Here is a 24,415-nt window from a genome sequence, read left to right on the forward strand (position 1 = left end):
CGGGAAATGCAATGGCAGAGATGCAGACCGCCGCATTGAGCGACCCTTCCGATGCCGATGTCGTCGGCAGGCTGAAGCGTCGCGTCATCGAGCACTGTCTGCCGTTGTGGCGCACGGAAGGCTGGGACGATACGGCAGGGGGCTTTGTCGACCGGCTCGATCCCGAAGGCCGCGCCGACCGGCTCGCGCCGCGACGCGTGTTCGTTCAAGCCCGGCAGATCTATTGCTACGCCAAAGCCGCGCAGATGGGCTGGTACGACGAAGGCCGCGAGATCGCTCTGAAGGGGCTCGATCATCTCTTGACCAAGGCGAAGGCGCCGGACGGCCGGCCAGGCTTTGTCCACAGGCTGACGCCAGACGGCGGCGTGCTCGACCCGCGGCGCGACACCTACGATCACGCCTTCGTGCTGCTTGCGCTCGCCACCGTCTACGGGCTCGATCGCGACGCCCAGGTGCGCGCCGAGCTCGACGCGCTGCTCGCCTATCTCGACGCGCATCTGCGCTCGCCGAATGGCGGCTTTCTCGAGGGGACGCCGCCGTCGCTGCCGCGCCGGCAAAACCCGCAGATGCATCTGTTCGAGGCGATGATTGCGACGTTCGACGCGACGCACGATCTGTCGTTCCAGCAACGTGCCGGCGATTTCTTTGCACTGTTCCTTGCCAATCTCTATGACAAGCAGACTCACGTGCTCGGCGAATATTTCGAAGAGGACTGGTCCAAAATTCCGCCGGTCAGCGTCGAGCCCGGGCACCTGGCCGAATGGGTCTGGCTCTTGAAGGGATTTGAGCGCATCACGGGCTGCCCGACGGGACGCTATCGCGGCGAATTGCTGACCTCGGCGCTGCGCTATCGCGACGAGGCGACCGGCTGCCTCACTGACGAGGGTAGTGTCGAGGGCCGCATCCGGCGTCACTCTCGGCGTCTGTGGCCGCAGAGCGAGATCGCGAAGGCCTGGATTGCACAAGCCGAAGCCGGCGAGGCGGGCGCCGCCGACGAGGCGCGTGCCGCATTGGCGCGCCTTGAGCGGCATTATCTGAGCCACCCTGTTGCGGGCGGCTGGTACGATCAGTTCGACCGCGACGGCAAGTCGCTTGTCGACACCATCCCTGCGTCTTCGTTCTATCATGTTCTTTGCGCGGTTACGGAAGCGGAGCAGGTGCTGCAATAGGCACCCGGTTGCGCTCACAGCCACCGCTTCCGCCGCTTGAAGCTCTTGAGGTTCTTGAAGCTCTTGCGCTGGTCGCCGGCGCCGCCGAGGTAGAATTCCTTGACGTCCTCGTTGTCGCGCAATTCGTCGGCACTGCCGTCGAGCACCACCTTGCCCTGTTCCATGATGTAGCCGTGGCTCGCCACCGAAAGCGCCGCCCGCGCATTCTGCTCGACCAGGAGAATGGTAACGCCGAGGTCGCGGTTGATCTCCTTGATGATGGCGAACACCTCCTTGACCAGCAGCGGCGACAGACCCATGGAAGGCTCGTCCATCAGGATCATCTTCGGGCGCGCCATCAGCGCGCGGCCAATCGCGAGCATCTGCTGTTCGCCGCCGGAGAGATAGCCGGCCAGTCCCGTACGCTCCTTCAGGCGCGGGAAATAGTTGAAGACCATGTCAATGTCGGCATTGACCTCGCCGTCGCTGCGGGTGAAGGCGCCGAGCCGCAAATTCTCCAGCGACGTCATGTCGGCGATGATGCGGCGTCCCTCCATCACCTGAAAGATGCCGTGGCGGACGATCTTGTCGGGATCAATGCCATTGATGCGCTCGCCGTCGAAGATGATCTCGCCGCGCGTCACCTCGCCGTCTTCGGTCTTGAGCAGCCCCGAGATCGCCTTCAGCGTCGTCGACTTGCCCGCTCCGTTGGCCCCCAGCAGCGCCACGATCGAACCCCTGGGCACTTCGAGGCTCAGGCCTCGCAGCACGAGGATGACGTCATCGTAGACCACCTCGATGTTGTTGACACTGAGGAGGGGCGGCGCGGGGACCGCAGTCGGTGCCGGGTGAGTTGCTTCGGCGGTTTGGGTCATATCGGGATCACCTCAGACTGTCACCCGCGAAGGCGGGTGACCCAGTATTCCAGAGACGCCTGCGAGCAGATCCGATGCCACGGCGTACTGGATCCCCCGCCTGCGCGGGGGATGACGCTCGCGTATGGGGAATGAAGTTTACCACCCCAGCCATTCCGGCTTGCGCGGCAGCTCCACGGTCTTGACCTTCTCGAGCTTGATCGTGCCCTTGGCCATGAGGTCGTTGAGATCGCCATCGGTCGAGCCTGTGACCTTGGAGCGGTAGAGATCGACCTTCGTGGTTGGGCGATGGTCCTTTTCGGTCCAGGTCGACGCGTTGCAGACGCCCTCCATGCCGGCCGGCACCCAGTCCTTCTTCTGATAGAAGCCCTTCGCGACGTTCTCACCGGTGGCACCGCCGTTCTTGTTGGCCCATTCGATCGCCTCCTTCATGTAGAGGGCGGAGCAGACGGCGGCGATGTAGTGCACGGGACGATAGATCTTGCCCGACGGGTCCGACATTTTGGAGATTTCCATCACCGTCTTCATGCCGGGCGCATCGCCGCCCCAGCCGACCGCGGTGCGCAGCGGGAAGATCACGCCGTCGGCGGCATCGCCGGCGGTCTTGGCTGCGTTCTCATCCATGCCCCAGACGTTGCCCAGGAACTGCACGTCGGCGCCCGCCGCCTTGCAGGCCTTCAGCACGGAGATGTTGGAAGCCGCCGTATTGCCGAGATAGGCGTAGTTGGCGCCGGAGCTCTTCAGGCTGAGGCATTGCGCGGAGTAGTCGCCGGGGGTGAGCGCGAACACCAGCGGCGGCAGCACCTCAAAGCCGAGCTCGGTGGCCATCGCTTCGCCGGCCGCCTTCGGCGCGTTCGGGTAGGGATGGTTGGCGCCCATGTGGACGAATTTGGGCTTGCCCGGCTTGCCCTTGGCTTTCCAATCCTCCGCCGCCCACATCAGCATGGCGCGCAGCGAGTCCGAGTAGCTCGGGCCGTAGAAGAAGTTGTACGGCGCGGGCTTTGCCTTGCCGCTGGTGCCTTCCGGATCGGTCAACGCTGCCGCATAGGAGCCGGAGATATCCGGGATCTTGTCCTGGGCGAGGAAGCCGGTCAGCGCTTCCGTATCGGCGGTGCCCCAACCCATGATCGCAGCGACTTTGCTGTCGGGCGCCGACCATTTCTTGTAGAGCGCGATCGCGCGCGGCACCTGATAGCCGTAGTCGTTGGTATCGACATTGAGCTTCTTGCCGCCGATGCCGCCGTTCTTGTTGACCCAGGCAAACGTGTCGGCGACGGCCTGCCCGTAGGGCGTGCCGACGTCCGAGGTGCCGCCGGAATAGTCGGCGAGGTGGCCGATCGCGATCTGGGCCTGCGCCGCCACGGATATGCTGCCGATCAGCAGCGCCAGCGAAGCCGTGCTCAAAAGGGATCTAATCGTCATGGTCTTTCCTCCTGTTATTCGTTGTTGCGTTTGTAAGTCTTTGCCCCGACCCTAATGCGAGAACGGGTAGAGTTTCCAATATGCCTTGATCTGCCGCCAGCGATGCGCGAGCCCGTCCGGCTCGAACATCAGGAACGCGATGATGATCAGTCCAATCGCAATCTCGCGCAGGAACGTGATGTTGTTGTTAAGCTCCAGCGCCCTGTCGATCGCACTGCCCTTCAATTGCAGGCTGATCCACTCCATCGCCTCCGGCAGCAGCACCACGAAGGCTGTCCCCATCAGCGTGCCCATCACTGAGCCGGTACCGCCGATGATGACCATGGCGAGGAACAGCACGGAGCGCTCGATGCCGAAACCTTCCTGCGAGACGACAAGCTGATAGTGCGCATAGAGTGCACCGGCGATGCCGGCGAAGAACGCGGCAATGCCGAACGACAGCGTGCGGTATTTGGTCAGGTTGATGCCCATGATCTCGGCGGAGAGATAATGGTCGCGGATCGCAATCAGCGCGCGTCCATCGCGCGTGCGCATCAGATTGGTGACCAGGAGATAGCTGACGACGAGGTAACTCAGCACGACATAGAAATATTGGCGGTCACCGCGCAGCGTGTAGCCGAAGATCGAAAATGGCTCGGCGCTCGCCGGCACCGAGCCGCCGGAGAACCATTCGGCGCGCGAAAAGAAGTCGAGCAGGATGTATTGTGCGGCGAGCGTCGCGATGGCGAGATAAAGCCCCTTCAGCCGCGCGGCTGGCACGCCGAAGACCAGGCCGACCAGCGCTGTGACGAAACCCGCAAGTGGGATGGCGAAGAACACCGGGATCGGCGCATTGTTCGAGATATAGGCCGAGGTGAAGGCGCCAAGCAGGAAGAATGCCGCGTGGCCGATCGAGATCTGCCCGGTGAAGCCGACCAGCACGTTGAGGCCGAGTGCCGCGATCGCGAAGATGCCGATCTGGATCGAGACGCTGAGCCAGTAATTCGAAAAGACGTAAGGCGCGAGGCAGGCCAGCACGATGCCGGCCATCGCGAAATTGCGGCTGGTGATGGTCGGAAAGATCGTGGTGTCTGCCGCGTAGGTGGTGCGGAAGTCGCCGGAGGGAATCAGGGAAGGCGTCGCCATGGTCAGACCCGCTCAATATCCTTGGTGCCGAACAGGCCGTAGGGCTTGATCATCAGGATGATGATCAAGACGTAGAACGGCGCGATCTCGTAGAGATTGCCCCAGTGCAGGTACTGGCTGTCGACATATTGCGCGACATTCTCGAGCAGCCCGATGATGATGCCGCCGAGCACGGCTCCACCCACCGAATCGAGCCCGCCGAGGATTGCCGCCGGAAATACCTTGATGCCGTAGGCGGAGAGGCCGGACGAGACGCCGTTGACGACGGCCACGACGACGCCCGCGACCGCCGATACGGTCGCCGAGATCGCCCAGGCCATCGCAAACACGCTTTTCACGGAAATGCCGAGCGACTGCGCAACCTGCTGGTTGAAGGCGGTAGCGCGCATCGCCAGGCCGTATTTTGAGGCGCGGAAGAACCAGGCCATGCCGATCATCATCGCGATCGAAACCACGAGACTCATCACATAGACGGTTTGGATCTGCAGGCCGAACAGGTGGACCGATTGGCTCTGGAACACGCGTGGGAACGGCTGCGGGTTGACACCGAACATCCATTTCAGCGCGGCCTGGAACACCGTGGAGAGCCCAATGGTCACCATGATGACGGAGATGATCGGTTCGCCAATCATTGGCCGCAGGATCACGATCTGGATCGCGATGCCGAAGATGAACATGAACACCAGCGTGATCGGCATGCCCAGCCAGAACGGCACCTGGTATTTGGCGAGGAGTGCCCAGCACACCCAGGCGCCGATCAACAGCAGCTCGCCTTGCGCGAAGTTCACGACCTGTGTCGCCTTGTAGATCAGCACGAACGACATCGCGACCACGCCGTAGAGCGTGCCGACCACGAGGCCGTTGATCAGGAGCTGGAGCAGGAATTGGGTGTTCATGTTGATTTGCGACTGACGAAAGAGGGGAACGCCGCCATGCCCTCTCCCCTTGTGGGGGAGGGTGGCGTCGCGAAGCGACGCCGGGTGAGGGGTTGCCTCTGCGTCGGGAGTGCGGGGAGGGAACCCCTCATCCTAACGAGGCCTTGTCTACTGGCGGAGCAGCCCTCTCCCACAAGGGGAGAGGGCACTACAATGCGCATCGCGCTTTGGCTCTGTTGCATCATTCCGCGGCCTCGGTGGTCATCGCAGGCGCCAGGTCCACGACCTTCAGCGTGGTCCGCACGCGCTGGGTGGTGCCATCCTGGAAGCGGATCACGGTATCGACCGGAATGCTCGCCTCGCCACGATAGATCGCGTCGATGATGTCGGCGTATTTCTCGTTGATGACGCCGCGGCGCACTTTTCGGGTGCGGGTCAGCTCGCCGTCGTCGGCGTCGAGTTCCTTGTAGAGCAGCAGGAATCGGGAGATCCGTTGGGCGGGCGGCAGCGAGGCGTTGACGGTCTCGACTTCCTTCCGCAACAGCGCATAGACCTCGGGACGCGAGGAGAGGTCGCTGTAAGTCGTGAACGAGATCCGGCTCTTCTCCGCCCATTTCGAGATGATGGAGTAGCGGATACAGATCATGGAGGCGAGCGCATCGCGACCGGCGCCGAGCACCACCGCTTCCGCAATATAGGGCGAGAACTTCAGCTTGTTCTCGATATATTGCGGCGAGAAGCGGTCGCCGCGCGAGGTCTCGGCAAGATCCTTGATGCGGTCGATCACCACGAGCTGCTGGTTGTCGTTGAAATAGCCGGCATCGCCCGAGCGCATCCAGCCATCCTGGATGTCGGCTACGGACGCCTCCGGGTTCTTGTAGTACCCCAGGAACATGTTGGGGTGGCGCACCACGATCTCGCCAACGCCGTTGACATCGGGATGGTCGACGCGGATCTCGATCGTTTTGTCCATCGCGACACCCGTAGTGTCGGGGTCGACTTCGCCAGGCGGATGCAGCGTGTAGGCGCCGAGCAGCTCGGTCTGGCCATACAGCGTGCGCAGTGGCACGCCCATTGCCCGGAAGAATTTGAACGTATCGGGGCCGAGCGCCGCGCCACCGGTTGCCGCCGAGCGCAGCCGCGTGAAACCCAGCCGGTCGCGGAGCGCACGGAATAGAAGCTGGTCCGCGACTAACGAACGCTTGCCCTGCTCGAGGGCCGCAAGCCCAGTTTTCATGCCGAGGTCATAGAGCCTTTGCTTCAACGGCGACGAATCCATCACGCCGGCGCGCACGTCGGCCGCGATCGCCTCCCATACCCGCGGCGCGAACAGCACGAAGGTCGGCGCGATCTCGCGGAAATCGTGCATCATGGTGTCGGGCTCTTCGACGAAGTTGACCTTCATCCGGCAAAGCAGGCCTTTGCCGAGCGCGTAGACCTGCTCCATGATCCAGGGCAGCGGCAGCACCGACACATACTCGTCGTCCGGTCCCTTCGGATCGAAGGAGAGATAGGTCGCGCAGTGCTTGAGCACGCGGCCCGCGGCGAGCATCGCCAGCTTCGGATTGGCCGTCGTGCCTGACGTCGTGCAGAGGATCGCGACGTTTTCGCCATCAGTGGCATCGACCAGCGTGTCGTAGAGGCCAGGCTCTCGCGCGGCGCGCTCGCGGCCGAGGCCAGCAAGCTTGCTTGCCTCCATCAGGCGCGGATCGTCATACTTCCGCATGCCGCGCGGATCGGAATAGACGATGTGCTTCAGGTGCGGCGCACGGTCGGCTAGCCCCAGGAGCTTGTCGACCTGCTCCTCATCCTCGGCGAACACGAGCTTCGCCTCGCCATAATTCAGGAGGTAGGCCGCTTCCTCATCCAGCACGTCGCGGTAAAGCCCAAGACTCATGCCGCCGATCGCGTGGCTGGCGATCTCGGCGGCGACCCAGTCCGGGCGATTGTCGCCGATGATGCCGATGACGTCACCGCGGCCAAGACCCAGTTCGATCATGCCGAGCGCGAATTCCCGCACGCGGGCCTGATAGTCGTCCCAGGTGAATTCACGCCACAGACCAAGGTCTTTCTCGCGCAGCGCAATCTCGCGGCCATGTTCCCTGGCGTTCAGCCGCAGCATCTTGGGAAAGGTGTCGGCCTGTGCGGCGCGCCCGGCGTAATCCATCATGCCGCGCTCTCCCGCGGCAGCGGCACGTCATCGGGATCGACCAGCGCCTCATCCTCTTCGCCGAGATAGGCGCGCTTGACGTGGGGATCGGCGAGCACGGCCGCGGGGTCGCCCTCGGCGATCTTGCGGCCGAAATCGAGCACCATCACGCGGTGGGAGATGTCCATCACCACGCCCATGTCGTGCTCGATCATCACGACGGTCATGCCGAACTCTTCGTTGAGATCGACGATGTAGCGCGTCATGTCCTCCTTCTCTTCGAAGTTCATGCCGGCCATCGGCTCGTCCAGCAGGATCAGCTGCGGTTCGAGCGCCATCGCGCGGGCGAGTTCCACGCGCTTGCGCAGGCCATAGGGAAGCGTGCCGGCGGTCGCCTTGCGCACCGACTGCAGGTCGAGGAAATCGATGATCTCCTCGACCTTGCGGCGATGGTCGAGTTCCTCGCGCCGCGCGCCGGTCAGCCAGTACAGCGATCCCGTGATGAAATTGTTCTTCAGCAGGTGATGGCGGCCGACCATGATGTTGTCGAGCACGCTCATGTGGTGGAACAGCGCGAGATTCTGAAAGGTGCGGCCGATGCCGAGCGAGGGCCGGGCGTTCGGATTGAGGCCGGTGATATCCTTGCCGCGATAGAACAGCTGGCCTTCGGTCGGCTTGTAGCGGCCGGAAATGCAGTTGACGATCGAGGTCTTGCCGGCCCCGTTGGGGCCGATGATGGAGAACAATTCGCCGGGCTTGACGCCAAAGCTCACTTCGGTCAGCGCACGGACGCCACCAAAGCGCAGCGACACCCCGCGCACCTCCAACGTGTAATCCACCTATTCCCTCCAGAAGCGGCGCTTCACGCGCTCTTTGTCTCTTGTTGCAAAGACAGCGATAATCTTACATCGGCCGTTCCGGCTAAGCCATCCGACTAATGGTGCCTCGTTCCGCTCGCGAACGCGACCTCTTCATGCGCGCTAACGCCGCACCCGGCACGTTGTCGGCTCGCACTTCCACAGGTGTCGTGCAGCTGACATTGCGCCGGTGGCCCTGCATAGGGCAAAGCGATACGGTGAAATGTCTTGTGCCCGACAATTGGCTGCCAAATTTCGTTCAGCCTGTGTGTTGTTGCGGTGCAACATAACGAGACGGACTACAGTCAACGGGATCATGATTGCTGCCGACTATCTGAAGCGCATCGCGGCATGGTCGCGCGAACTGGATGACCGCGAGATCGAGGTCGCGCGCAGCGGCATCACCGAGAAATCCTATGGCGCCGATGAATTCATCTTCATGCGCGGCGACCGTTTCGATTACTGGACCGGCGTGGTCACGGGTCTGGCGCGGATGGGCATCGTCTCCCGCGGCGGCAAGGCTGCAAGCTTCGCCGGATTGACTGCCGGCGCTTGGTTTGGCGAGGGGTCGGTGCTGAAGAATGAAGCGCGGCGTTACGACGTCGTGGCATTGCGCGACACGCGGCTGGCCATGATGGATCGCAAGACCTTCGTCTGGCTGTTCGAAAACAGCGTGGCGTTCAACCGTTTCCTGGTGGCGCAGCTCAACGAGCGGCTTGGCCAGTTCATTGCGCTCCTGGAATATGGCCGTACCCTGGATGCGACCGCGCGGCTGGCGCGTTCCATCGCCTCCCTGTTCAACCCAATTCTCTACCCCGAGCTGTCGCGCCACCTGGAGATCACGCAGGAGGAAATCGGCGCGCTTTCCGGCATCTCGCGGCAGAATGCGAACCAGTGCCTGAAGCGGCTGGAGAAGGAGGGGCTCCTGCGGCTGGAATATGGCGGTGTGACCATCGTCGACCTCGAACGTCTCCGCCACTACGGCGAATAGTGCTGCCGACCGGTTCGACGTCGTGTCCACCCCGAAAGCTTGAGCCTAACGGCCTGATTCCAAACGGTTATGGCATTAGACTCCGCGGAGGACGGATGCTACAGACCGAGCCGTTCGCAACCGGCGCAGTTCCGCGCTCTCGGAGAGGATATGGCGGTTCAGGACTCCAAGCGACGCGTCGCGCTGATCACGGGCGTCACCGGCCAGGACGGCGCTTACCTCGCTGAATATCTGCTCGGCCTCGGCTACACCGTCCACGGCATCAAGCGCCGGTCGTCGTCGTTCAATACGGCGCGCGTCGATCACCTCTATCAGGATCGCCATGCCGGCAACGTGCCGTTCCTGCTGCATTATGGCGACATGACGGACTCGACCAACCTGATCCGGCTGATGCAGCAGATCAGGCCGACCGAGATTTATAATCTCGCCGCTCAAAGCCATGTCGGCGTCAGCTTCGAGAGCCCGGAATATACGGCGAATGCCGATGCCGTCGGTGTGCTGCGCCTCTTGGAGGCGATCCGCATCCTCGGCATGGAGAAGGAGACGCGGTTCTATCAGGCCTCCACATCGGAGCTCTATGGCCTGGTCCAGGAAGTGCCGCAGAAAGAAACCACGCCGTTCTATCCGCGTTCGCCCTACGGCGTGGCAAAGCTTTACGGCTACTGGATCACGGTGAACTACCGCGAGGCCTACGGCATGTATGCTTCGAACGGGATCCTGTTCAACCATGAAAGCCCGATTCGCGGCGAGACCTTCGTCACCCGCAAGATCACCCGCGGCGTCGCCCGCATCGAGGTCGGATTAGAGGACACGCTTTATCTCGGCAATCTCGAGGCCAAGCGCGACTGGGGGCATGCGCGGGACTATATCGAAGGTATGCACAGGATCCTGCAGGCGGATGCGCCGGGCGATTTCGTGCTGGCGACCGGCGAGACGCGCTCGGTGCGCGAATTCGTGGAACTTGCGTTTGCCGAAGTCGGCCGCGCAATCGAGTGGCGCGGGAAGGGCGTTGACGAGATCGGGGTCGACACAAAGTCCGGCAAGACCGTGGTCCGTATCGATCCGACCTATTTCCGCCCGACCGAGGTCGATCTTCTGATCGGCGACGCCAGCAAGGCGCGCGAGAAGCTCGGCTGGCAGCCGAAGACCAGCTTTGCCCAGCTCGTGAAGGAAATGGTCGCGAGCGACCTTGCCGAGGCGAGGCAGGAGGCCGCCCATGGCAAGAACGCCGTTTGAGCTGAAAGGCAAAACGGTCTTTGTCGCCGGCCACCGCGGCATGGTCGGCTCGGCGCTGGTGCGGCGGCTCGCGCAGGAGGATGTCGACGTTCTGACGGTGCCGCGCGGCGAGGTCGATCTGCGCGACCAGACGGCGGTCAACCGGTGGTTTGCAGCCAGGCGGCCGCAGGTGGTGTTCCTGGCGGCGGCGAAAGTCGGCGGCATCGCCGCCAACGACCTGCTGCGCGCCGAGTTCCTCTACGACAATCTGGCGATCGCGACCAACGTGATCCATGCGGCTCACGTCAACGGAACCGAAAAGCTGATGTTCTTCGGCTCTTCCTGCATCTATCCGCGCTTGGCAGCACAGCCGCTGCGCGAGGACTCGATGCTGACCGGGCCGCTGGAGGAGACCAATGAGCCTTACGCGATCGCCAAGATCGCGGGCATCAAGATGGTGGAAACCTATCGCAGCCAGTACGGCGCGGATTTCATCAGCGTGATGCCGACCAATCTTTATGGTCGCGGCGATAATTATCATCCCGAATACAGCCACGTCGTCGCGGCTTTGATCCGCCGTTTCCATGAGGCGAAAGCGTCCGGGGCGAAGAATGTTGTGGTCTGGGGCACCGGCACGCCGCGGCGCGAATTCCTTTATGTCGACGATCTCGCCGACGCCTGCATCCACTTGATGAAGGTCTATTCCGACAGCGGCCTGGTCAATATCGGCACCGGGAAGGACATCACGATCGCGGAATTCGCCCGCGTCGTCGCGGCGACGATCGGCTACGACGGCGAGATCAGCTATGATACCTCGCGGCCTGATGGCACGCCGCGCAAATTGCTCGACGTCAGCCGGCTGACTGCGCTTGGCTGGCGAGCTAAGACATCATTGGAAGACGGCATCGGGCTTGCCTATCAGGCATACCTCAGCGAGACCCGGCAGGCGGCTGAGTAGGAGGCTGCCCGCACCTTTGCCGTCATTGCGAGCGGAGCGAAGCAATCCATGTCGCCGCTTGCTGAGACATGGATTGCTTCGTCGCTTCGCGCCTCGCAATAACGGGAGAGGCGACTACCGTGTCCCCATCCGCGGCGGGTGCTTCGCCAGCGCCACAGCCATCGCCGAGATCAGCGGCTTCATGAAATAGGCATCGTTCGCCGGCGCGATGTCGGTGCGCAGGCCGTGCGCGGCGAGTTCGCCCGAGACCGCCGGCCCGACCGAGGCGATCGACGTGCGCTCGAGGCCCTGGCGCAGCCGCTCCTCAAGGCCATACGCGCGCGCGGCTTCAAGCAGCCGGCGCACCTGGCCCAGATTGGTCAGCGCGATCGCATCGATGTGGCCGTCTCCCAACTCGCCGATGGCAGCGACGATGTTGGCGTCGGCGGCCTTGGGGTCATAGACATAGGGCAGCACGGTATCGACCTCGGCGGCCTGGGCTTCGATCGCGCCGATCAATCCGCTGTGATCCTTGTCCGGATAGAGCTGCAGGCCGAGGCGATGGCCCTTCAGATCGATCCGGGACAGCATCTCGATGACGCCTTCCGAGGTCGGTTTCTCGGTCGTCATCTGCGGCTCCAGCCCGATTTCGCGCAGTGCCCGGCCAGGTTTTGGGCCACGAGCGAATTTGCGGGCTTTGGTCAGCGCCGCAACGAACTCCTGCTCGACGCCGATGCGGCGGACGACCTTCATCAGCCGCCGCAGGCCCTCGCCGGTCATGAGCACCAGATCGTCGAAGGGCCGTTCGATGCAGCGCTTGATCCAGGCCTCCATCGGCGCCGGGTCCGGCGCGTCGTGGATCGCGAACATCGGACATTGCAGGACGTCGGCGCCCTGTTCGGCGAGCAGGCGGGAGAATTGCGCCTCCTCGCGCGTCTCCAGGATCAGGATGCGGTAGCCGTTCAGCCGGTCAGCCATGATGTGCCTCTCGTAGAGTTTAATTTGGCCCCTGCCGTGGGATTGGCGCAAGGGCGACGGCGGTGGTAGAGCAGGGCGGCAAGTCCGCGTTCCCCGCGGTTGCTCAAGCCTTAATCAATCAAGCCCTGATCGGCCAAGTCTCGACCCATCGCCATGTCCGACCCCCAATTTGTCCTGACCCTGTCCTGCCCCGACCGCCCCGGTATCGTCTCGGCGGTCTCGACCTTTCTCGCGCATAATGGTCAGAACATCCTGGACGCCCAGCAGTTCGACGATATCGAAACCAAGAAGTTCTTCATGCGGGTGGTGTTCACCGCCGCCGACCTCGCGGTCGAATTGTCGGCGCTGCAGACCGGCTTTGCCGCAATCGCCGAGCGTTTCGGCATGGTTTGGCAGATGCGGGACCGCGCAAGCCGCCGCCGTGTGATGCTACTGGTCTCCAAATCCGATCACTGCCTGGTCGATATCCTCTATCGCTGGCGCATTGGCGAATTGCAGATGATCCCGACCGCCATCGTCTCCAACCATCCGCGCGAGACCTACAGCCATCTCGATTTCGATGAGATCCCGTTCCACTACCTTCCCGTGACCAAAGAGACCAAACGCGCGCAGGAAGCCGCGATCTCGAAGCTCGCCGAGGACACGAATACCGACCTGGTCGTGCTCGCACGCTACATGCAGATATTGTCAGACGAACTGTCGGCCAAGCTCGCGGGGCGCTGCATAAATATCCACCATTCGTTCCTGCCCGGCTTCAAGGGCGCGCGCCCCTACCACCAGGCCCATGAGCGTGGCGTCAAACTGATCGGCGCCACCGCGCATTACGTCACCGGTGACCTCGACGAAGGGCCGATCATCGACCAGGACGTCGAGCGCATCAGCCACCGCGATACGCCCGACGATCTCGTCCGCAAGGGTCGGGATATCGAGCGCCGGGTGCTGGCCCGTGCGATCCGCTACCATCTCGAGGACCGCGTGATCCCCAACGGCCGCAAGACGGTGGTGTTCGTCGACTGAACGGCGTGGCGCCCGCCCTTCCTCAATGCACGGCATCCTGCGACGTCGGCGCCGGCTTGTTGTCGTCGCCGCGCTCGGCGGCGGGCATCAGCCGCTTGCGTTCCCGCTCGCGTACGAATTCGTCATATTTGGCGGTCCCCGGCCGGGGTGGGGCGTCGGCGGGCAGCCCGCCCGCCCAGGCGGGAATGAGGTCCGCGGCGCCTGCCGACAGCGTTTGGTTGATGCTACCACATCCGCCTAAGGCACAGCCCGTCAAGGCGAGGGCGAAGAGGGTTGCGAGAAGGCGGGCACTGGTCGGCATCGTGATGCTGGTGTGTCGTGGGTTTGAAGGTTGGGACCGAATTGCGCCAACGCTTGGCGCGGGTCAGCGGACCCTAGTTTCGAAATGGTAAGAGAGCCTTATTAGGCTGTGTTGGAGGTACTATAGAACCTCAACTGCCTGCGGCTCCTGACGTTCGGCGCGCCGGTACCATCCTTACGTCGGCTTGACAAACGGGCGCCGGACGACGCCATTCGCCGCGCTACACCGCCGAACAATCTGGGCTATGGTGAGGCAAGGGCCGGGGACTCGGTTCGATCCGCAAGAACGATGAGGGGGAGAAGCGTTCATGTTCATTCGCCGTCAATTGTTGTTGGCTGCAGGCGCCATCGCCGCCGCAGCGTCCGTCCTGCCCGTTCGGGCCGAGGAAACGGTCAAGATCGGCCTGATCGTGCCGATGACCGGTGGGCAGGCCTCGACCGGCAAGCAGATCGACAATGCGATCAAGCTCTACATGCAGCAGAAGGGGGACACGGTCGCCGGCAAGAAGATCGAGATCATCCTGAGGGACGATGCCGCGGTTCCCGACAACACCAAGCGGATCGCCCAGGAGCTGATTGTCAACGAGAAGGTCAACATCATTGCCGGTTTCGGCGTCACCCCGGCCGCGCTCGCCGCGGCGCCCCTGGCGACGCAGGCGAAAGTTCCGGAAATCGTCATGGCGGCCGGCACCTCGATCATTACCGAGCGCTCGCCCTACATCGTCCGCACCAGCTTCACGCTGCCGCAGTCCTCCACCATCATCGGCGACTGGGCGGTCAAGAACGGCATCAAGAAGGTCGCAACCCTGACCTCGGATTACGCGCCCGGCAACGACGCGCTCACCTCCTTCAAGGAGCATTTCGTGGCCGGCGGCGGCGAGATCGTCGAAGAGGTGAAGGTGCCGCTCGCCAATCCGGACTTCGCGCCGTTCCTGCAGCGCATGAAGGATTCCAAGCCGGATGCCGTGTTCGTATTCGTGCCGGCCGGGCAGGGCGGCAACTTCATGAAGCAATATGCCGAGCGCGGGCTGGACAAGAGCGGCATCAGGGTGATCGGCCCGGGCGACGTCATGGATGACGATCTCCTCAACAACATGGGCGATGCCGCGCTCGGCGCGGTCACCGCGCATCTCTATTCCGCCGCGCATCCCTCGCAGATCAACAAGGAGTTCGTGGCCGCCTACAAGAAGGCGTTCAACAACCGACCCGGCTTCATGGCGGTGGGCGGCTATGATGGCATCCATCTGATCTATGAAGCCCTGAAGAAGACCGGCGGCGACGCCACAGGCGACAAGCTGATCGCGGCGATGAAGGGGATGAAGTGGGAGAGCCCGCGGGGGCCGATCTCGATCGACCCCGAAACGCGCGACATCGTTCAGAACATCTATATCCGCAAGGTCGAGAAGGTCGACGGCGAACTCTACAATGTCGAATTCGCCACCTTCGAAGCCGTCAAGGACCCCGGCAAGACCAAGAAGTGACGACATTTTCGATGTCATTCCGGGACGCTGGCGAAGCCGGTGAACCCGGAATCACGAGTTCCTGTTAGAGTTCTCCGACCTCCCATGACCACGCTGTTCACCATCCTGTTCGACGGCGTCGCCTACGGCATGCTGCTGTTCGTGCTCGCTTGCGGGCTCGCGGTGACGCTCGGGCTGATGAACTTCGTCAACCTTGCGCACGGCGCCTTCGCGATGGCCGGCGGCTATATCTGCGCGGTGCTGGTCAACAATTCCGGCTGGCCGTTCTTTGTGGCGCTGCCGCTCGCCTTCATCGCGAGTGCCGCGATTGGCGTGGTCCTGGAGCGAACGCTGTACCGTCATCTCTATGCGCGTAGCCATCTCGACCAGGTGCTGTTCTCCATCGGCCTCGTCTTCATGTCGGTCGCGGCGGTCGACTACATCATGGGCTCATCGCGGGTCTTCATCAAATTGCCGGCGGCGCTGGAGGGGCAGTTCGATTTCTTCGGGGTGGGTATCGGCCGGTACCGGCTGATGATCATAGTGATCTGTGGTTTGCTCACGGTCGCGCTGCAGTTGATCCTGGCGCGCACGCGTTTCGGCAGCCGCCTGCGCGCAGCCGTCGATGATCCCCGCGCCGCGATCGGGCTCGGCATCAATGTGCCCCAGGTCTTCGCTTTCACGTTCGCCTTGGGCTGCGGACTCGCCGGCCTCGGCGGCGCGCTGAGCGCCGAGATCCTCGGCCTCGATCCCTATTTCCCGCTCAAATTCATGATCTACTTTCTGATCGTGGTGACGGTGGGCGGCTCCTCCTCGATCACCGGGCCGTTTTTGGCCTCGCTCTTGCTCGGCATCGGAGATGTCGCCGGCAAGTACTATGTCCCGAAGATGGGGCCCTTCGTGATCTACACCATCATGATCGTGATCCTGATCTGGCGTCCGAACGGCCTGTTCGGCCGCACGGCCGCGCGTTGAGGGCTGCGATGACCACGCTTCCCGACGTCTCCACGAATGCGGTTGCGAGCGCCCGCTGGCGACCGGGCGAGATCGTTTTCTGGATCGTGGTCGTCGCGTGTGGCTTCCTGTTTCCATCCCGCTATCTGATCATGACCGACATCGTGCGGCTCGCTTTGTTCGCGCTGTCGCTCGACCTGATCCTTGGCTATGCCGGCATCGTCTCGCTCGGGCATGCGGCGTTCTTCGGCGTCGGCGCCTATTCCGCAGGGCTGCTGGCGCTGCATGGCATCATTGGCGAGCCGGTGGTCGCGCTCGTGGTCGCAGGCTTTGCTGCGATGGTGCTCGGCTTCTTCACGAGCTTCCTGGTCATCCGCGGCGTCGATCTGACGCGGCTGATGGTGACGCTCGGCATCGCACTGCTCCTGGAGGCGCTCGCCGAACGCTTCTCCAACATTACCGGCGGCACCGACGGCTTGCAGGGCATCGAGATGCAGCCGATCCTCGGCAGCTTTGCCTTCGACATCTTCGGGAAGACCGGCTTTTTCTACTCGCTGATCGTGCTGTTCCTCCTGTTCCTGCTGGCGCGGCGGATCGTGCATTCGCCGTTCGGCCTGTCGCTGCGCGCGATCAGGAACAACCCGCTGCGCGCCGCCGCGATCGGTATTCCGGTCAATCGCCGATTGATCGCGATCTATACCGTCTCGGCGTTCTATGCCGGCGTCGCCGGCGCGCTGTTCACGCAGACCACGGCGCTCGCCTCGCTCGATGTGTTCTCGTTCGAGCGCTCGGCCGATCTGATGCTGATGCTGGTAATCGGCGGCACCGGCTATCTCTATGGCGGGCTGATCGGCGCCGTCGTGTTCAAGATATTGCAGGAGCTGTTTTCGACCATCACGCCGCAATATTGGCTGTTCTGGATCGGGCTGGTGCTGGTCGTGATCGTTCTGGTCGGCCGCGCGCGCATCCATCGCTGGGCGCTTTGGCTGCCGAACCTCATCATTCGGCAAGTTGCCGGCCGCAGGGCCGTCGTCGCCGTTCCCGAGAGCGATGCGTCATGACGAACGCGCTGGAAACCAGGGGACTCGAGAAATCCTTCGGCGGCTTGCGCGTCACGCGCGACCTTACGCTCCAGATAGAGCAGGGCGCCCGCCACGCTTTGATCGGGCCGAACGGGGCGGGCAAGACCACGGTGATCAACCTGCTCACCGGGGTGCTGAGACCCAACGCCGGCCGCATCCTGCTTGAAGGCAACGACATCACCAGCCTGCCGGTGCACAAGCGCGTGCTGCGAGGCTTGTCGCGCACGTTCCAGATCAACCAGCTCTATCCTGACCTCACCCCGCTCGAGACCATCGGGCTCGCCGTCTCCGAACGAATGGGACGCGGCGGCGACTGGTGGCGGCGGATGGGGACGCGGACGGACGTCAACACCGAGATCGCAGATATCCTGACGCGGTTTCATTTGCTTGACGTCATGAACGACCTCACCGTGACTTTGCCCTATGGCAAGCAGCGCCTGCTCGAGATCGCGGTCGCGATCGCCGCCAGACCCCGCGTGCTGTTGCTCGACGAGCCCGCCGCCGGCGTGCCCGAAAGCGAGCGCCACGACATCCTGGCCGCCGTCGCGGCGCTGCCGCGCGAAGTCACGGTGCTCCTGATCGAGCATGACATGGATCTCGTATTCTCCTTCGCCGACCGCATCTCGGTGCTGGTCAACGGTGCGCTACTGACCGAAGGCCCGCCGGATGCCGTGGCGCGCGACCCGCAGGTGAAGGCCGTCTATCTCGGCGAGGCGGCCGATGCCTGACCTGCTTGCGATCGAGGGCCTGCGTGCCGGCTATGGCGAGGCGGTGGTGCTGCCGGGCATGACGCTGTCGCTCCCCGAAGGCCAAGTGCTGGCGCTGCTCGGGCGCAACGGCACCGGCAAGACCACGCTGATCAATTCCATCGTCGGCGTCACCCGCCGTTTTGGCGGCACGGTGTCGTTGGCCGGGCAGGATATCACGACGTTGCGCCCGGACCAGCGGGCGCGCGCCGGCGTCGGCTGGGTGCCGCAGGAGCGCAATATCTTCCGCTCGCTCACGGTCGAGGAGAACATGACGGCGGTAGCCCAGCCGGGGCCGTGGACGGTGGGAGGGATCTACCAGATGTTTCCCCGGCTGAAGGAGCGGCGCAGCAATTTCGGCAACCAGCTCTCCGGTGGCGAGCAGCAGATGCTGGCGATCGGCCGCGCGCTGATCTTGAACCCAAAGGTGCTGCTCCTGGACGAGCCGACCGAAGGACTGGCGCCGATTATCGTTGAGGAATTGCTAAAAGCGCTCGGCACGATCACCCGCTCTGGTGGTATCTGCTCGATCATCGTGGAACAGCACGCGCAAAAGGTGCTGGGGCTCGCGGACCGCGTTGTGATATTGGAACGCGGCACAATCGTTCACGATGCGGCGAGTGATGCCTTGAAGGCCGATCCCACGGTGCTCGAGCGGCATCTCGGGGTCTCAGGCGCCAAAGCGCGCTAGTTCTGTTCCTAGGGAGTCGAAACCATGCAACGAACAAAACCTCCTTTCCGCGCCGACGAGGTCGGCAGTCTGCTGCGCCCAGCGAAGATCAAGGAGGCGCGCGCCAAGCTCGAAAAGGGCGAGATCACGCCCGAGGAGCTGCGCAAGATCGAGGACATCGAGATCGAGAAGGTGGTGCACCGGCAGGCTTCGACCGGCCTCAAGCTTGCGACCGACGGTGAATTCCGCCGCTCCTGGTGGCACTTCGATTTTCTCGCCAAGCTGACCGGCTGCGAACTGTTCCACCCGGACATCGGTATTCAGTTCGCGGGCGTGCAGACGCGTCACGACGCGATCCGCGTGATCGGCAAGCTGGATTTCCCCGACGACCATCCGATGCTCGACCACTTCCGCTTCCTGAAGAAATTTGCCGATCAGGCTCATGTCACCGCCAAGATGACGATCCCTGCGCCGTCGGTGCTGCACTTCCGCGGCGGCCGCAACCTGATCTCGAAGGAGGTCTATCCCGAGCTCGAGCCGTTCTTCGAGGACCTCGGCAAGACCTACCGCAAGGCTGTGAAGGCATTCTACGACGCCGGCTGCCGCTATCTGCAGTTCGACGACACGGTGTGGGCCTATCTCTGCTCGCAGGACGAATTGCAGAAGGCGCGCGAGCGCGGCGACAATCCCGATGGCCTGCAGGAGATCTACGCCCGCGTTATCAATTACGCGATCGCGGAGCGTCCGTCCGACATGGTGATATCGACCCATGTCTGCCGCGGCAATTTCCGCTCCACCTGGATTTCCTCCGGCGGCTACGAGCCGGTGGCGCAGACCCTGCTCGCTGGCACCAATTACGACGGCTATTTCCTCGAATATGATTCCGACCGTGCCGGCGGTTTCGAGCCGCTGCGCTATCTGCCGAAGGGCGACAAGGTTGTGGTGGTCGGCGTCATCACCTCGAAGTTCGGCGAGCTCGAGAGCAAGGACGCCATTAAGCGGCGCCTGGACGAAGCTTCCAAATTCGCGCCACTCGAACAGCTCGCGCTCTCGCCGCAATGCGGCTTCGCCTCGACCGAGGAAGGCAACATCCTTTCCGAAGAAGAGCAGTGGGCGAAGCTCAGGCTCGCAGTGGAAGTCGCCGAAGAGGTGTGGGGCAGGTAGCTCCACCTCGTCATTGCGAGGAGCGAAGCGGACGACGCATCCATCTCTCCGCAAGCGGAGAGATGGATTACGTCCACATTCGCTCGTCGCGTTGCGGCGGACAACTCGCTGCGCTTGCGATAACGGGTAGCATCTCTCATCTTTGCGCTCTTTGGTTGAGCAATGGAGAGGGGCTTCAAGGCGTGGGCAGATGGTGATAGGGGTGCTGCTTCGCCCACCCCTGCCCACCCCGGTCCCACCGTCCTGGCCCAATGAAGAACGACGAGATCCTCAGCCAGATCACCGACTTCTGCCGCCGGGTGGATATGGCCGAGACGACGTTCGGCCGCCGCGCCGTGAACGACGGCAAGCTGGTGCACCGGCTACGGGAGGGCAAGCGAATCACCATCGACACGCTTGACCGCATCCAGGCCTTCATCGCCACGTCCACGCCGGGCGGGGTGGCGCCGCCGCGCGGCCTGGTGGTGCCGCCCGAGAAGCGCGACCCGCGGCAGAACTTCCGCTTTTTCGAGAACCGGCAGAGATACCTTCTGTTTGTCCACACCTGCGGCGAGAAGCGGGTGATCGCGCAGCGCGTCGCGCTGGAGCTTTCCGCCATTCATCCCCGGCCCCCGGCGCTGCGGGTATTCGACGCAGGCATCGGCGATGGAACCGTGCTGGCGCGAGTTCTGCGTGCCATGCATAGCCGCTTCCCGCATATGCCGTTCTACGTCGCCGGCAAGGAACTGAGCCTCGAGGACGTCCGGCTGACCCTGGAAAAGGTGCCGGACCGGCTATTCGAGCACCCCGCTACCGTCTTCGTCCTGACCAACATGTATTACGCCGAGGCGCCCTGGCTGACCCCGAAATCGCCTGCGGCGGCCGCCGGCACGCTCTGGCACGAGGTGGCGCTGCGGGGGGCGTCGTCCGGCGAATTCGAGGCCCAGATCGCGGAACTCGGCCCATTTCTTGAGCAGAATTGGCGGGCTAGCGTCAGCCCACGATCCGGGATGCCCATCTATGAGCGCCCGGTGGTTTTAGTGCTCTACCGGGATGACCAAAGATTTTTGCTCGATTCGATCATTCCGCGGGCCGGCAAGTCCGAGGCCAATTTCGACCTCGTCATCGCATCCCAGCCATACCGGGCAAAATCCTCTGTGAATTTCCGCGCCAAGCGCATCATTGCGCCCTTGGCGCGCGCCTTGCGTGCCGGTGGACGCTTGATCGGTATCCACTCCCACGGCCACGATCCGGGCCTGGAGATTATCCAGGCGGTGTGGCCCGGAGAAAATCCTTTCGCCGCCAGCCGCCATGAGATATTGCGCGCCGTCAAGTACGAACTGGGGGCGGCTGGTCGGGACCTCAACTTCAACGCATACGCCGATAACCGTTCGATCTTCCGATATGATATGGAAGCCTTGCCGAACGAAGTCACCGGGTCGATCGGAACCTCGACGGCTTTTGCAGCGTGGAACGCGGCGGTGTATGTCGCCCAGATCGAGGATGATCGGTTGACAGAGATGACGGAAAGCGGCCGAACTCTGGAGGCTACCCGCGAAGTTCTACGTAAGCACAATGGGCTGTGGTTCTACGACGAATCCTACGTCATCTCACGTCGTAGAGACTGACATTCCAGGGACACATTCAGGAACGAACGTCGGAGCTCGACGAAAAAAGGGGTTTGCTTGATGCGCGCGTCTTACCTGTTCACCAGCGAGTCAGTCTCGGAGGGACATCCCGACAAGGTCTGCGACCGCATTTCCGATGAGATCGTTGACCTGTTCTACCGGGAGGGCCCGAAAGCCGGGATTGACCCGTGGCAAATCCGCGCCGCTTGCGAAACGCTCGCGACCACCAACAAGGTGGTGATTGCCGGCGAGACCCGCGGGCCCCAGTCGGTGACCAACGAGCAGATCGAAAGCACCGTCCGCGAGGCGATCAAGGACATTGGCTACGAGCAGGAAGGCTTCCACTGGAAGACCTGCGACATCGAGATCCTGCTGCATCCGCAGTCGGCCGACATCGCGCAGGGCGTCGACGCGCTGCAGCCGGGCGAGAAGCAGGAAGAGGGCGCGGGCGACCAGGGCATCATGTTCGGTTACGCCACCAATGAGACGCCGGACCTGATGCCGGCGCCGATCTTCTATGCCCACAAGATCCTGCGGCTGATTTCCGAAGCGCGTCACTCCGGCCGCGAGAAGGTCCTGGGGCCGGACTCCAAGAGCCAGGTCACCGTGCAGTACGAGAACGGCAAGCCGGTTGGCGTCCGCGAGATCGTGGTCTCGCACCAGCATCTGGTCGAGGACCTCTCCTCCAATCAGATACGCGACATCGTCGAGCCCTATGTGCGCGAGGCGTTGCCGAAGGACTGGATCAACGGCAAGACCATCTGGCACATCAACCCGACCGGCAAATTCTTCATTGGCGGCCCCGACGGAGACTCCGGTCTCACCGGACGCAAGATCATCGTCGATACCTATGGCGGCGCGGCCCCGCATGGCGGCGGCGCCTTCTCTGGCAAGGATCCGACCAAGGTCGACCGCTCCGCCGCCTATGCCGCGCGCTATGTGGCCAAGAACATCGTCGCTGCCGGTCTTGCCGACCGGTGCACGCTGCAGCTCGCTTACGCGATCGGCGTGGCGCGGCCACTGTCGATCTACATCGATACCCATGGCACCGGTAAGGTGCCGGAGGACAAGCTCGAGAAGGCGGTGGCACAGGCGATGGACCTGACCCCGCGCGGCATCCGCAGCCATCTCGACCTCAACCGTCCGATCTACGCGCGAACCTCGGCTTACGGCCATTTCGGTCGCACGCCCGACAATGAAGGCGGCTTCTCCTGGGAGAAGACCGATCTCGTCGAGCCGCTGAAGCGCGCAGTCTGACTTTCTCCGTAGTTGTCCGTAACCGTGTCGCGTATTCCGGAAAGCTGAGACCGCTTTTCGGAATACGCTTTTGAGGAATCAATCGCATGACCGCCGCCGCCAAGAAGCCTGCCTTCACCGACTACATCGTCAAGGACATTTCGCTCGCCGACTTCGGCCGCAAGGAAATCTCGCTCGCAGAAACCGAGATGCCCGGGTTGATGGCGACGCGCGAGGAGTTCGGCCCCAAGCAGCCCCTGAAGGGCGCCCGTATCGCCGGCTCCCTGCACATGACGATCCAGACCGCAGTCCTGATCGAGACGCTCGCCGCGCTCGGTGCCGACATCCGCTGGGTCTCCTGCAACATCTATTCGACCCAGGACCACGCCGCGGCGGCGATCGCTGCAGCAGGCATTCCGGTGTTCGCGGTCAAGGGCGAGACGCTCACCGAGTACTGGGACTACACCGCCAAGCTGTTCGACTGGCACGGCGGCGGCACGCCCAACATGATCCTCGACGACGGCGGCGACGCCACCATGCTGGTGCATGCCGGCTACCGCGCCGAGCAGGGCGACACGGCTTTCCTCGATAAGCCCGGCTCGGAGGAAGAAGAGATCTTCTACGCGCTGATCAAGCGGTTGCTGAAGGAGAAGCCGAAAGGCTGGTTCGCCGAGATCGCGAAGAACATCAAGGGCGTCTCGGAGGAGACGACGACGGGCGTGCACCGTCTCTACGAGATGGCGAACAAGGGTACGCTGCTGTTCCCCGCCATCAACGTCAATGACAGCGTGACCAAGTCGAAGTTCGACAACCTCTATGGCTGCCGTGAGTCCTTGGTCGACGGCATCCGCCGCGGCACTGACGTGATGCTGTCGGGCAAGGTCGCGATGGTTGCGGGCTTCGGCGACGTCGGCAAGGGCTCGGCGGCTTCGCTGCGCCAGGCCGGCTGCCGCGTGATGGTCTCCGAGGTCGATCCGATCTGCGCGCTGCAGGCGGCGATGGAAGGCTATGAGGTCGTGACCATGGAAGATGCCGCGCCGCGCGCCGACATCTTCGTCACTGCGACCGGCAACAAGGACATCATCACCATCGAGCACATGCGCGCGATGAAGGATCGTGCCATCGTCTGCAACATCGGCCACTTCGACAACGAGATCCAGATCGCGACGCTGCGCAATCTGAAATGGACCAACATCAAGCCGCAGGTCGACGAGATCGAATTCCCCGACAAGCACCGCATCATCCTGTTGTCGGAAGGTCGCCTGGTGAACCTCGGCAACGCCATGGGCCATCCATCCTTCGTGATGTCGGCCTCCTTCACCAACCAGACGCTGGCGCAGATCGAGCTGTTCGCCAACAACAAGGACGGCAGGTACGAGAAGAAGGTCTACGTGCTGCCGAAGACGCTGGACGAGAAGGTCGCCCGCCTGCACCTCGCCAAGATCGGCGTGAAGCTGACCGAACTGCGCAAGGATCAGGCCGACTATATCGGCGTCAAGCCGGAAGGGCCGTACAAGTCGGATCATTACCGCTACTGATCCCGGTTCTCCTGAACGAGATATTGCAAGGCCCCGGCACAGTCCGGGGCCTTTTTCTTGCCGCGGCCA

The 24,415-nt window shown here is 63.1% G+C and carries 22 protein-coding genes; 14 read left to right on the forward strand and 8 right to left on the reverse strand.

Features of this window, described 5'->3' with window-relative positions:
• Positions 1-11 precede the first annotated feature (11 nt).
• Complete coding sequence (locus K288_RS0112690; RefSeq protein WP_027579885.1) at positions 12-1,169, forward strand: AGE family epimerase/isomerase; 1,158 nt, start codon at positions 12-14, stop codon at positions 1,167-1,169.
• A 14-nt stretch (positions 1,170-1,183) separates the two neighbouring features.
• Here the strand turns inward: K288_RS0112690 and K288_RS0112695 are convergent, their stop codons facing one another.
• The 6 genes from K288_RS0112695 to K288_RS0112720 form a co-directional block, all read right to left on the reverse strand.
• The gene (locus tag K288_RS0112695) at positions 1,184-2,023 is read right to left on the reverse strand and encodes an ABC transporter ATP-binding protein (protein ID WP_027579886.1); all 840 of its coding nucleotides are present in this window, start codon (positions 2,021-2,023) and stop codon (positions 1,184-1,186) included.
• 138 nt (positions 2,024-2,161) lie between these two features.
• Complete coding sequence (locus K288_RS0112700; protein WP_027579887.1) at positions 2,162-3,445, reverse strand: ABC transporter substrate-binding protein; 1,284 nt, start codon at positions 3,443-3,445, stop codon at positions 2,162-2,164.
• A 51-nt stretch (positions 3,446-3,496) separates the two neighbouring features.
• Positions 3,497-4,570, reverse strand: a complete 1,074-nt coding sequence (locus tag K288_RS0112705) for a branched-chain amino acid ABC transporter permease (protein WP_027579888.1) — start codon at positions 4,568-4,570, stop codon at positions 3,497-3,499.
• 2 nt (positions 4,571-4,572) lie between these two features.
• A complete protein-coding gene (locus K288_RS0112710) occupies positions 4,573-5,466 on the reverse strand; it encodes a branched-chain amino acid ABC transporter permease (RefSeq protein WP_027579889.1) in 894 nt (297 codons plus the stop codon).
• Positions 5,467-5,686: 220 nt separating this feature from the next.
• Positions 5,687-7,615 (reverse strand): long-chain fatty acid--CoA ligase, encoded by a 1,929-nt coding sequence (locus K288_RS0112715; RefSeq protein WP_027579890.1) that lies wholly within the window; start codon positions 7,613-7,615, stop codon positions 5,687-5,689.
• Entirely contained in the window at positions 7,612-8,433 is an 822-nt protein-coding gene (locus K288_RS0112720) for an ABC transporter ATP-binding protein (protein ID WP_043159756.1), read from the reverse strand. The genes K288_RS0112715 and K288_RS0112720 overlap by 4 nt, the downstream gene beginning before the upstream one ends.
• 334 nt (positions 8,434-8,767) lie before the next feature.
• On the opposite strand from K288_RS0112720, the gene K288_RS0112725 reads away from it, so the two are divergent.
• The 3 genes from K288_RS0112725 to K288_RS0112735 all read left to right on the forward strand — a co-directional run bounded on the left by K288_RS0112725 (position 8,768) and on the right by K288_RS0112735 (position 11,615).
• On the forward strand, positions 8,768-9,442 hold the full coding sequence (locus K288_RS0112725; RefSeq protein WP_027579892.1) for a Crp/Fnr family transcriptional regulator: 675 nt from the start codon (positions 8,768-8,770) through the stop codon (positions 9,440-9,442).
• A gap of 150 nt (positions 9,443-9,592) precedes the next feature.
• Complete coding sequence (gene gmd, locus K288_RS0112730) at positions 9,593-10,678, forward strand: GDP-mannose 4,6-dehydratase (RefSeq protein ID WP_027579893.1); 1,086 nt, start codon at positions 9,593-9,595, stop codon at positions 10,676-10,678.
• On the forward strand, positions 10,659-11,615 hold the full coding sequence (locus K288_RS0112735) for a GDP-L-fucose synthase (RefSeq protein ID WP_027579894.1): 957 nt from the start codon (positions 10,659-10,661) through the stop codon (positions 11,613-11,615). The genes gmd and K288_RS0112735 overlap by 20 nt, the downstream gene beginning before the upstream one ends.
• Before the next feature lie 114 nt (positions 11,616-11,729).
• Here K288_RS0112735 and K288_RS0112740 read toward each other — a convergent pair whose 3' ends face one another.
• Positions 11,730-12,572 carry a uroporphyrinogen-III synthase gene (locus tag K288_RS0112740; RefSeq protein ID WP_027579895.1) on the reverse strand — a complete coding sequence of 281 codons (843 nt, stop codon included), beginning with the start codon at positions 12,570-12,572 and terminating at the stop codon, positions 11,730-11,732.
• A 153-nt stretch (positions 12,573-12,725) separates the two neighbouring features.
• Here K288_RS0112740 and purU point away from each other — a divergent pair, with 153 nt between their 5' ends.
• The gene (gene purU, locus K288_RS0112745; RefSeq protein ID WP_027579896.1) at positions 12,726-13,589 is read left to right on the forward strand and encodes a formyltetrahydrofolate deformylase; all 864 of its coding nucleotides are present in this window, start codon (positions 12,726-12,728) and stop codon (positions 13,587-13,589) included.
• Between the two features lie 22 nt (positions 13,590-13,611).
• On the opposite strand, the gene K288_RS0112750 is transcribed toward purU, so the two are convergent.
• Complete coding sequence (locus tag K288_RS0112750; RefSeq protein WP_027579897.1) at positions 13,612-13,890, reverse strand: hypothetical protein; 279 nt, start codon at positions 13,888-13,890, stop codon at positions 13,612-13,614.
• A gap of 307 nt (positions 13,891-14,197) precedes the next feature.
• Between K288_RS0112750 and K288_RS0112755 the strand changes: the two genes are divergently transcribed.
• The 9 genes from K288_RS0112755 to ahcY all read left to right on the forward strand — a co-directional run bounded on the left by K288_RS0112755 (position 14,198) and on the right by ahcY (position 24,346).
• The gene (locus K288_RS0112755) at positions 14,198-15,370 is read left to right on the forward strand and encodes an ABC transporter substrate-binding protein (protein ID WP_027579898.1); all 1,173 of its coding nucleotides are present in this window, start codon (positions 14,198-14,200) and stop codon (positions 15,368-15,370) included.
• Between the two features lie 84 nt (positions 15,371-15,454).
• Positions 15,455-16,324, forward strand: coding sequence for a branched-chain amino acid ABC transporter permease (locus tag K288_RS0112760; RefSeq protein ID WP_027579899.1), 870 nt, complete (start codon positions 15,455-15,457; stop codon positions 16,322-16,324).
• Between the two features lie 8 nt (positions 16,325-16,332).
• A complete protein-coding gene (locus K288_RS0112765) occupies positions 16,333-17,364 on the forward strand; it encodes a branched-chain amino acid ABC transporter permease (RefSeq protein WP_027579900.1) in 1,032 nt (343 codons plus the stop codon).
• The gene (locus K288_RS0112770; RefSeq protein WP_027579901.1) at positions 17,361-18,113 is read left to right on the forward strand and encodes an ABC transporter ATP-binding protein; all 753 of its coding nucleotides are present in this window, start codon (positions 17,361-17,363) and stop codon (positions 18,111-18,113) included. The genes K288_RS0112765 and K288_RS0112770 overlap by 4 nt, the downstream gene beginning before the upstream one ends.
• The gene (locus tag K288_RS0112775) at positions 18,106-18,822 is read left to right on the forward strand and encodes an ABC transporter ATP-binding protein (protein WP_027579902.1); all 717 of its coding nucleotides are present in this window, start codon (positions 18,106-18,108) and stop codon (positions 18,820-18,822) included. The genes K288_RS0112770 and K288_RS0112775 overlap by 8 nt, the downstream gene beginning before the upstream one ends.
• Before the next feature lie 24 nt (positions 18,823-18,846).
• On the forward strand, positions 18,847-19,965 hold the full coding sequence (locus K288_RS0112780; RefSeq protein WP_027579903.1) for a cobalamin-independent methionine synthase II family protein: 1,119 nt from the start codon (positions 18,847-18,849) through the stop codon (positions 19,963-19,965).
• A gap of 251 nt (positions 19,966-20,216) precedes the next feature.
• Positions 20,217-21,572, forward strand: coding sequence for a hypothetical protein (locus tag K288_RS0112785; RefSeq protein ID WP_027579904.1), 1,356 nt, complete (start codon positions 20,217-20,219; stop codon positions 21,570-21,572).
• Between the two features lie 60 nt (positions 21,573-21,632).
• Positions 21,633-22,829, forward strand: coding sequence for a methionine adenosyltransferase (gene metK / locus K288_RS0112790; RefSeq protein WP_027579905.1), 1,197 nt, complete (start codon positions 21,633-21,635; stop codon positions 22,827-22,829).
• Between the two features lie 86 nt (positions 22,830-22,915).
• Entirely contained in the window at positions 22,916-24,346 is a 1,431-nt protein-coding gene (gene ahcY / locus K288_RS0112795; RefSeq protein ID WP_027579906.1) for an adenosylhomocysteinase, read from the forward strand.
• The last annotated feature ends 69 nt before the right edge of the window (positions 24,347-24,415 follow it).

It is taken from the genome of Bradyrhizobium sp. Ai1a-2, from assembly GCF_000426245.1.
In the GTDB taxonomy this organism is placed as follows: Bacteria; Pseudomonadota; Alphaproteobacteria; order Rhizobiales; family Xanthobacteraceae; genus Bradyrhizobium.

Bases quoted from the DNA above. Each gene is read 5' to 3' on its own strand.
- K288_RS0112735 (WP_027579894.1), top strand. From the start codon at position 10,659: ATGGCAAGAACGCCGTTTGAGCTGAAAGGCAAAACGGTCTTTGTCGCC.
- K288_RS0112695 (WP_027579886.1), bottom strand. From the start codon at position 2,023: ATGACCCAAACCGCCGAAGCAACTCACCCGGCACCGACTGCGGTCCCC.
- K288_RS0112765 (WP_027579900.1), top strand. From the start codon at position 16,333: ATGACCACGCTTCCCGACGTCTCCACGAATGCGGTTGCGAGCGCCCGC.
- K288_RS0112770 (WP_027579901.1), top strand. From the start codon at position 17,361: ATGACGAACGCGCTGGAAACCAGGGGACTCGAGAAATCCTTCGGCGGC.
- K288_RS0112755 (WP_027579898.1), top strand. From the start codon at position 14,198: ATGTTCATTCGCCGTCAATTGTTGTTGGCTGCAGGCGCCATCGCCGCC.
- K288_RS0112700 (WP_027579887.1), bottom strand. From the start codon at position 3,445: ATGACGATTAGATCCCTTTTGAGCACGGCTTCGCTGGCGCTGCTGATC.
- K288_RS0112785 (WP_027579904.1), top strand. From the start codon at position 20,217: ATGAAGAACGACGAGATCCTCAGCCAGATCACCGACTTCTGCCGCCGG.
- K288_RS0112740 (WP_027579895.1), bottom strand. From the start codon at position 12,572: ATGGCTGACCGGCTGAACGGCTACCGCATCCTGATCCTGGAGACGCGC.
- K288_RS0112760 (WP_027579899.1), top strand. From the start codon at position 15,455: ATGACCACGCTGTTCACCATCCTGTTCGACGGCGTCGCCTACGGCATG.
- gmd (WP_027579893.1), top strand. From the start codon at position 9,593: ATGGCGGTTCAGGACTCCAAGCGACGCGTCGCGCTGATCACGGGCGTC.
- ahcY (WP_027579906.1), top strand. From the start codon at position 22,916: ATGACCGCCGCCGCCAAGAAGCCTGCCTTCACCGACTACATCGTCAAG.
- metK (WP_027579905.1), top strand. From the start codon at position 21,633: ATGCGCGCGTCTTACCTGTTCACCAGCGAGTCAGTCTCGGAGGGACAT.
- K288_RS0112705 (WP_027579888.1), bottom strand. From the start codon at position 4,570: ATGGCGACGCCTTCCCTGATTCCCTCCGGCGACTTCCGCACCACCTAC.
- K288_RS0112750 (WP_027579897.1), bottom strand. From the start codon at position 13,890: ATGCCGACCAGTGCCCGCCTTCTCGCAACCCTCTTCGCCCTCGCCTTG.
- purU (WP_027579896.1), top strand. From the start codon at position 12,726: ATGTCCGACCCCCAATTTGTCCTGACCCTGTCCTGCCCCGACCGCCCC.
- K288_RS0112710 (WP_027579889.1), bottom strand. From the start codon at position 5,466: ATGAACACCCAATTCCTGCTCCAGCTCCTGATCAACGGCCTCGTGGTC.
- K288_RS0112725 (WP_027579892.1), top strand. From the start codon at position 8,768: ATGATTGCTGCCGACTATCTGAAGCGCATCGCGGCATGGTCGCGCGAA.
- K288_RS0112775 (WP_027579902.1), top strand. From the start codon at position 18,106: ATGCCTGACCTGCTTGCGATCGAGGGCCTGCGTGCCGGCTATGGCGAG.
- K288_RS0112780 (WP_027579903.1), top strand. From the start codon at position 18,847: ATGCAACGAACAAAACCTCCTTTCCGCGCCGACGAGGTCGGCAGTCTG.
- K288_RS0112715 (WP_027579890.1), bottom strand. From the start codon at position 7,615: ATGATGGATTACGCCGGGCGCGCCGCACAGGCCGACACCTTTCCCAAG.
- K288_RS0112690 (WP_027579885.1), top strand. From the start codon at position 12: ATGGCAGAGATGCAGACCGCCGCATTGAGCGACCCTTCCGATGCCGAT.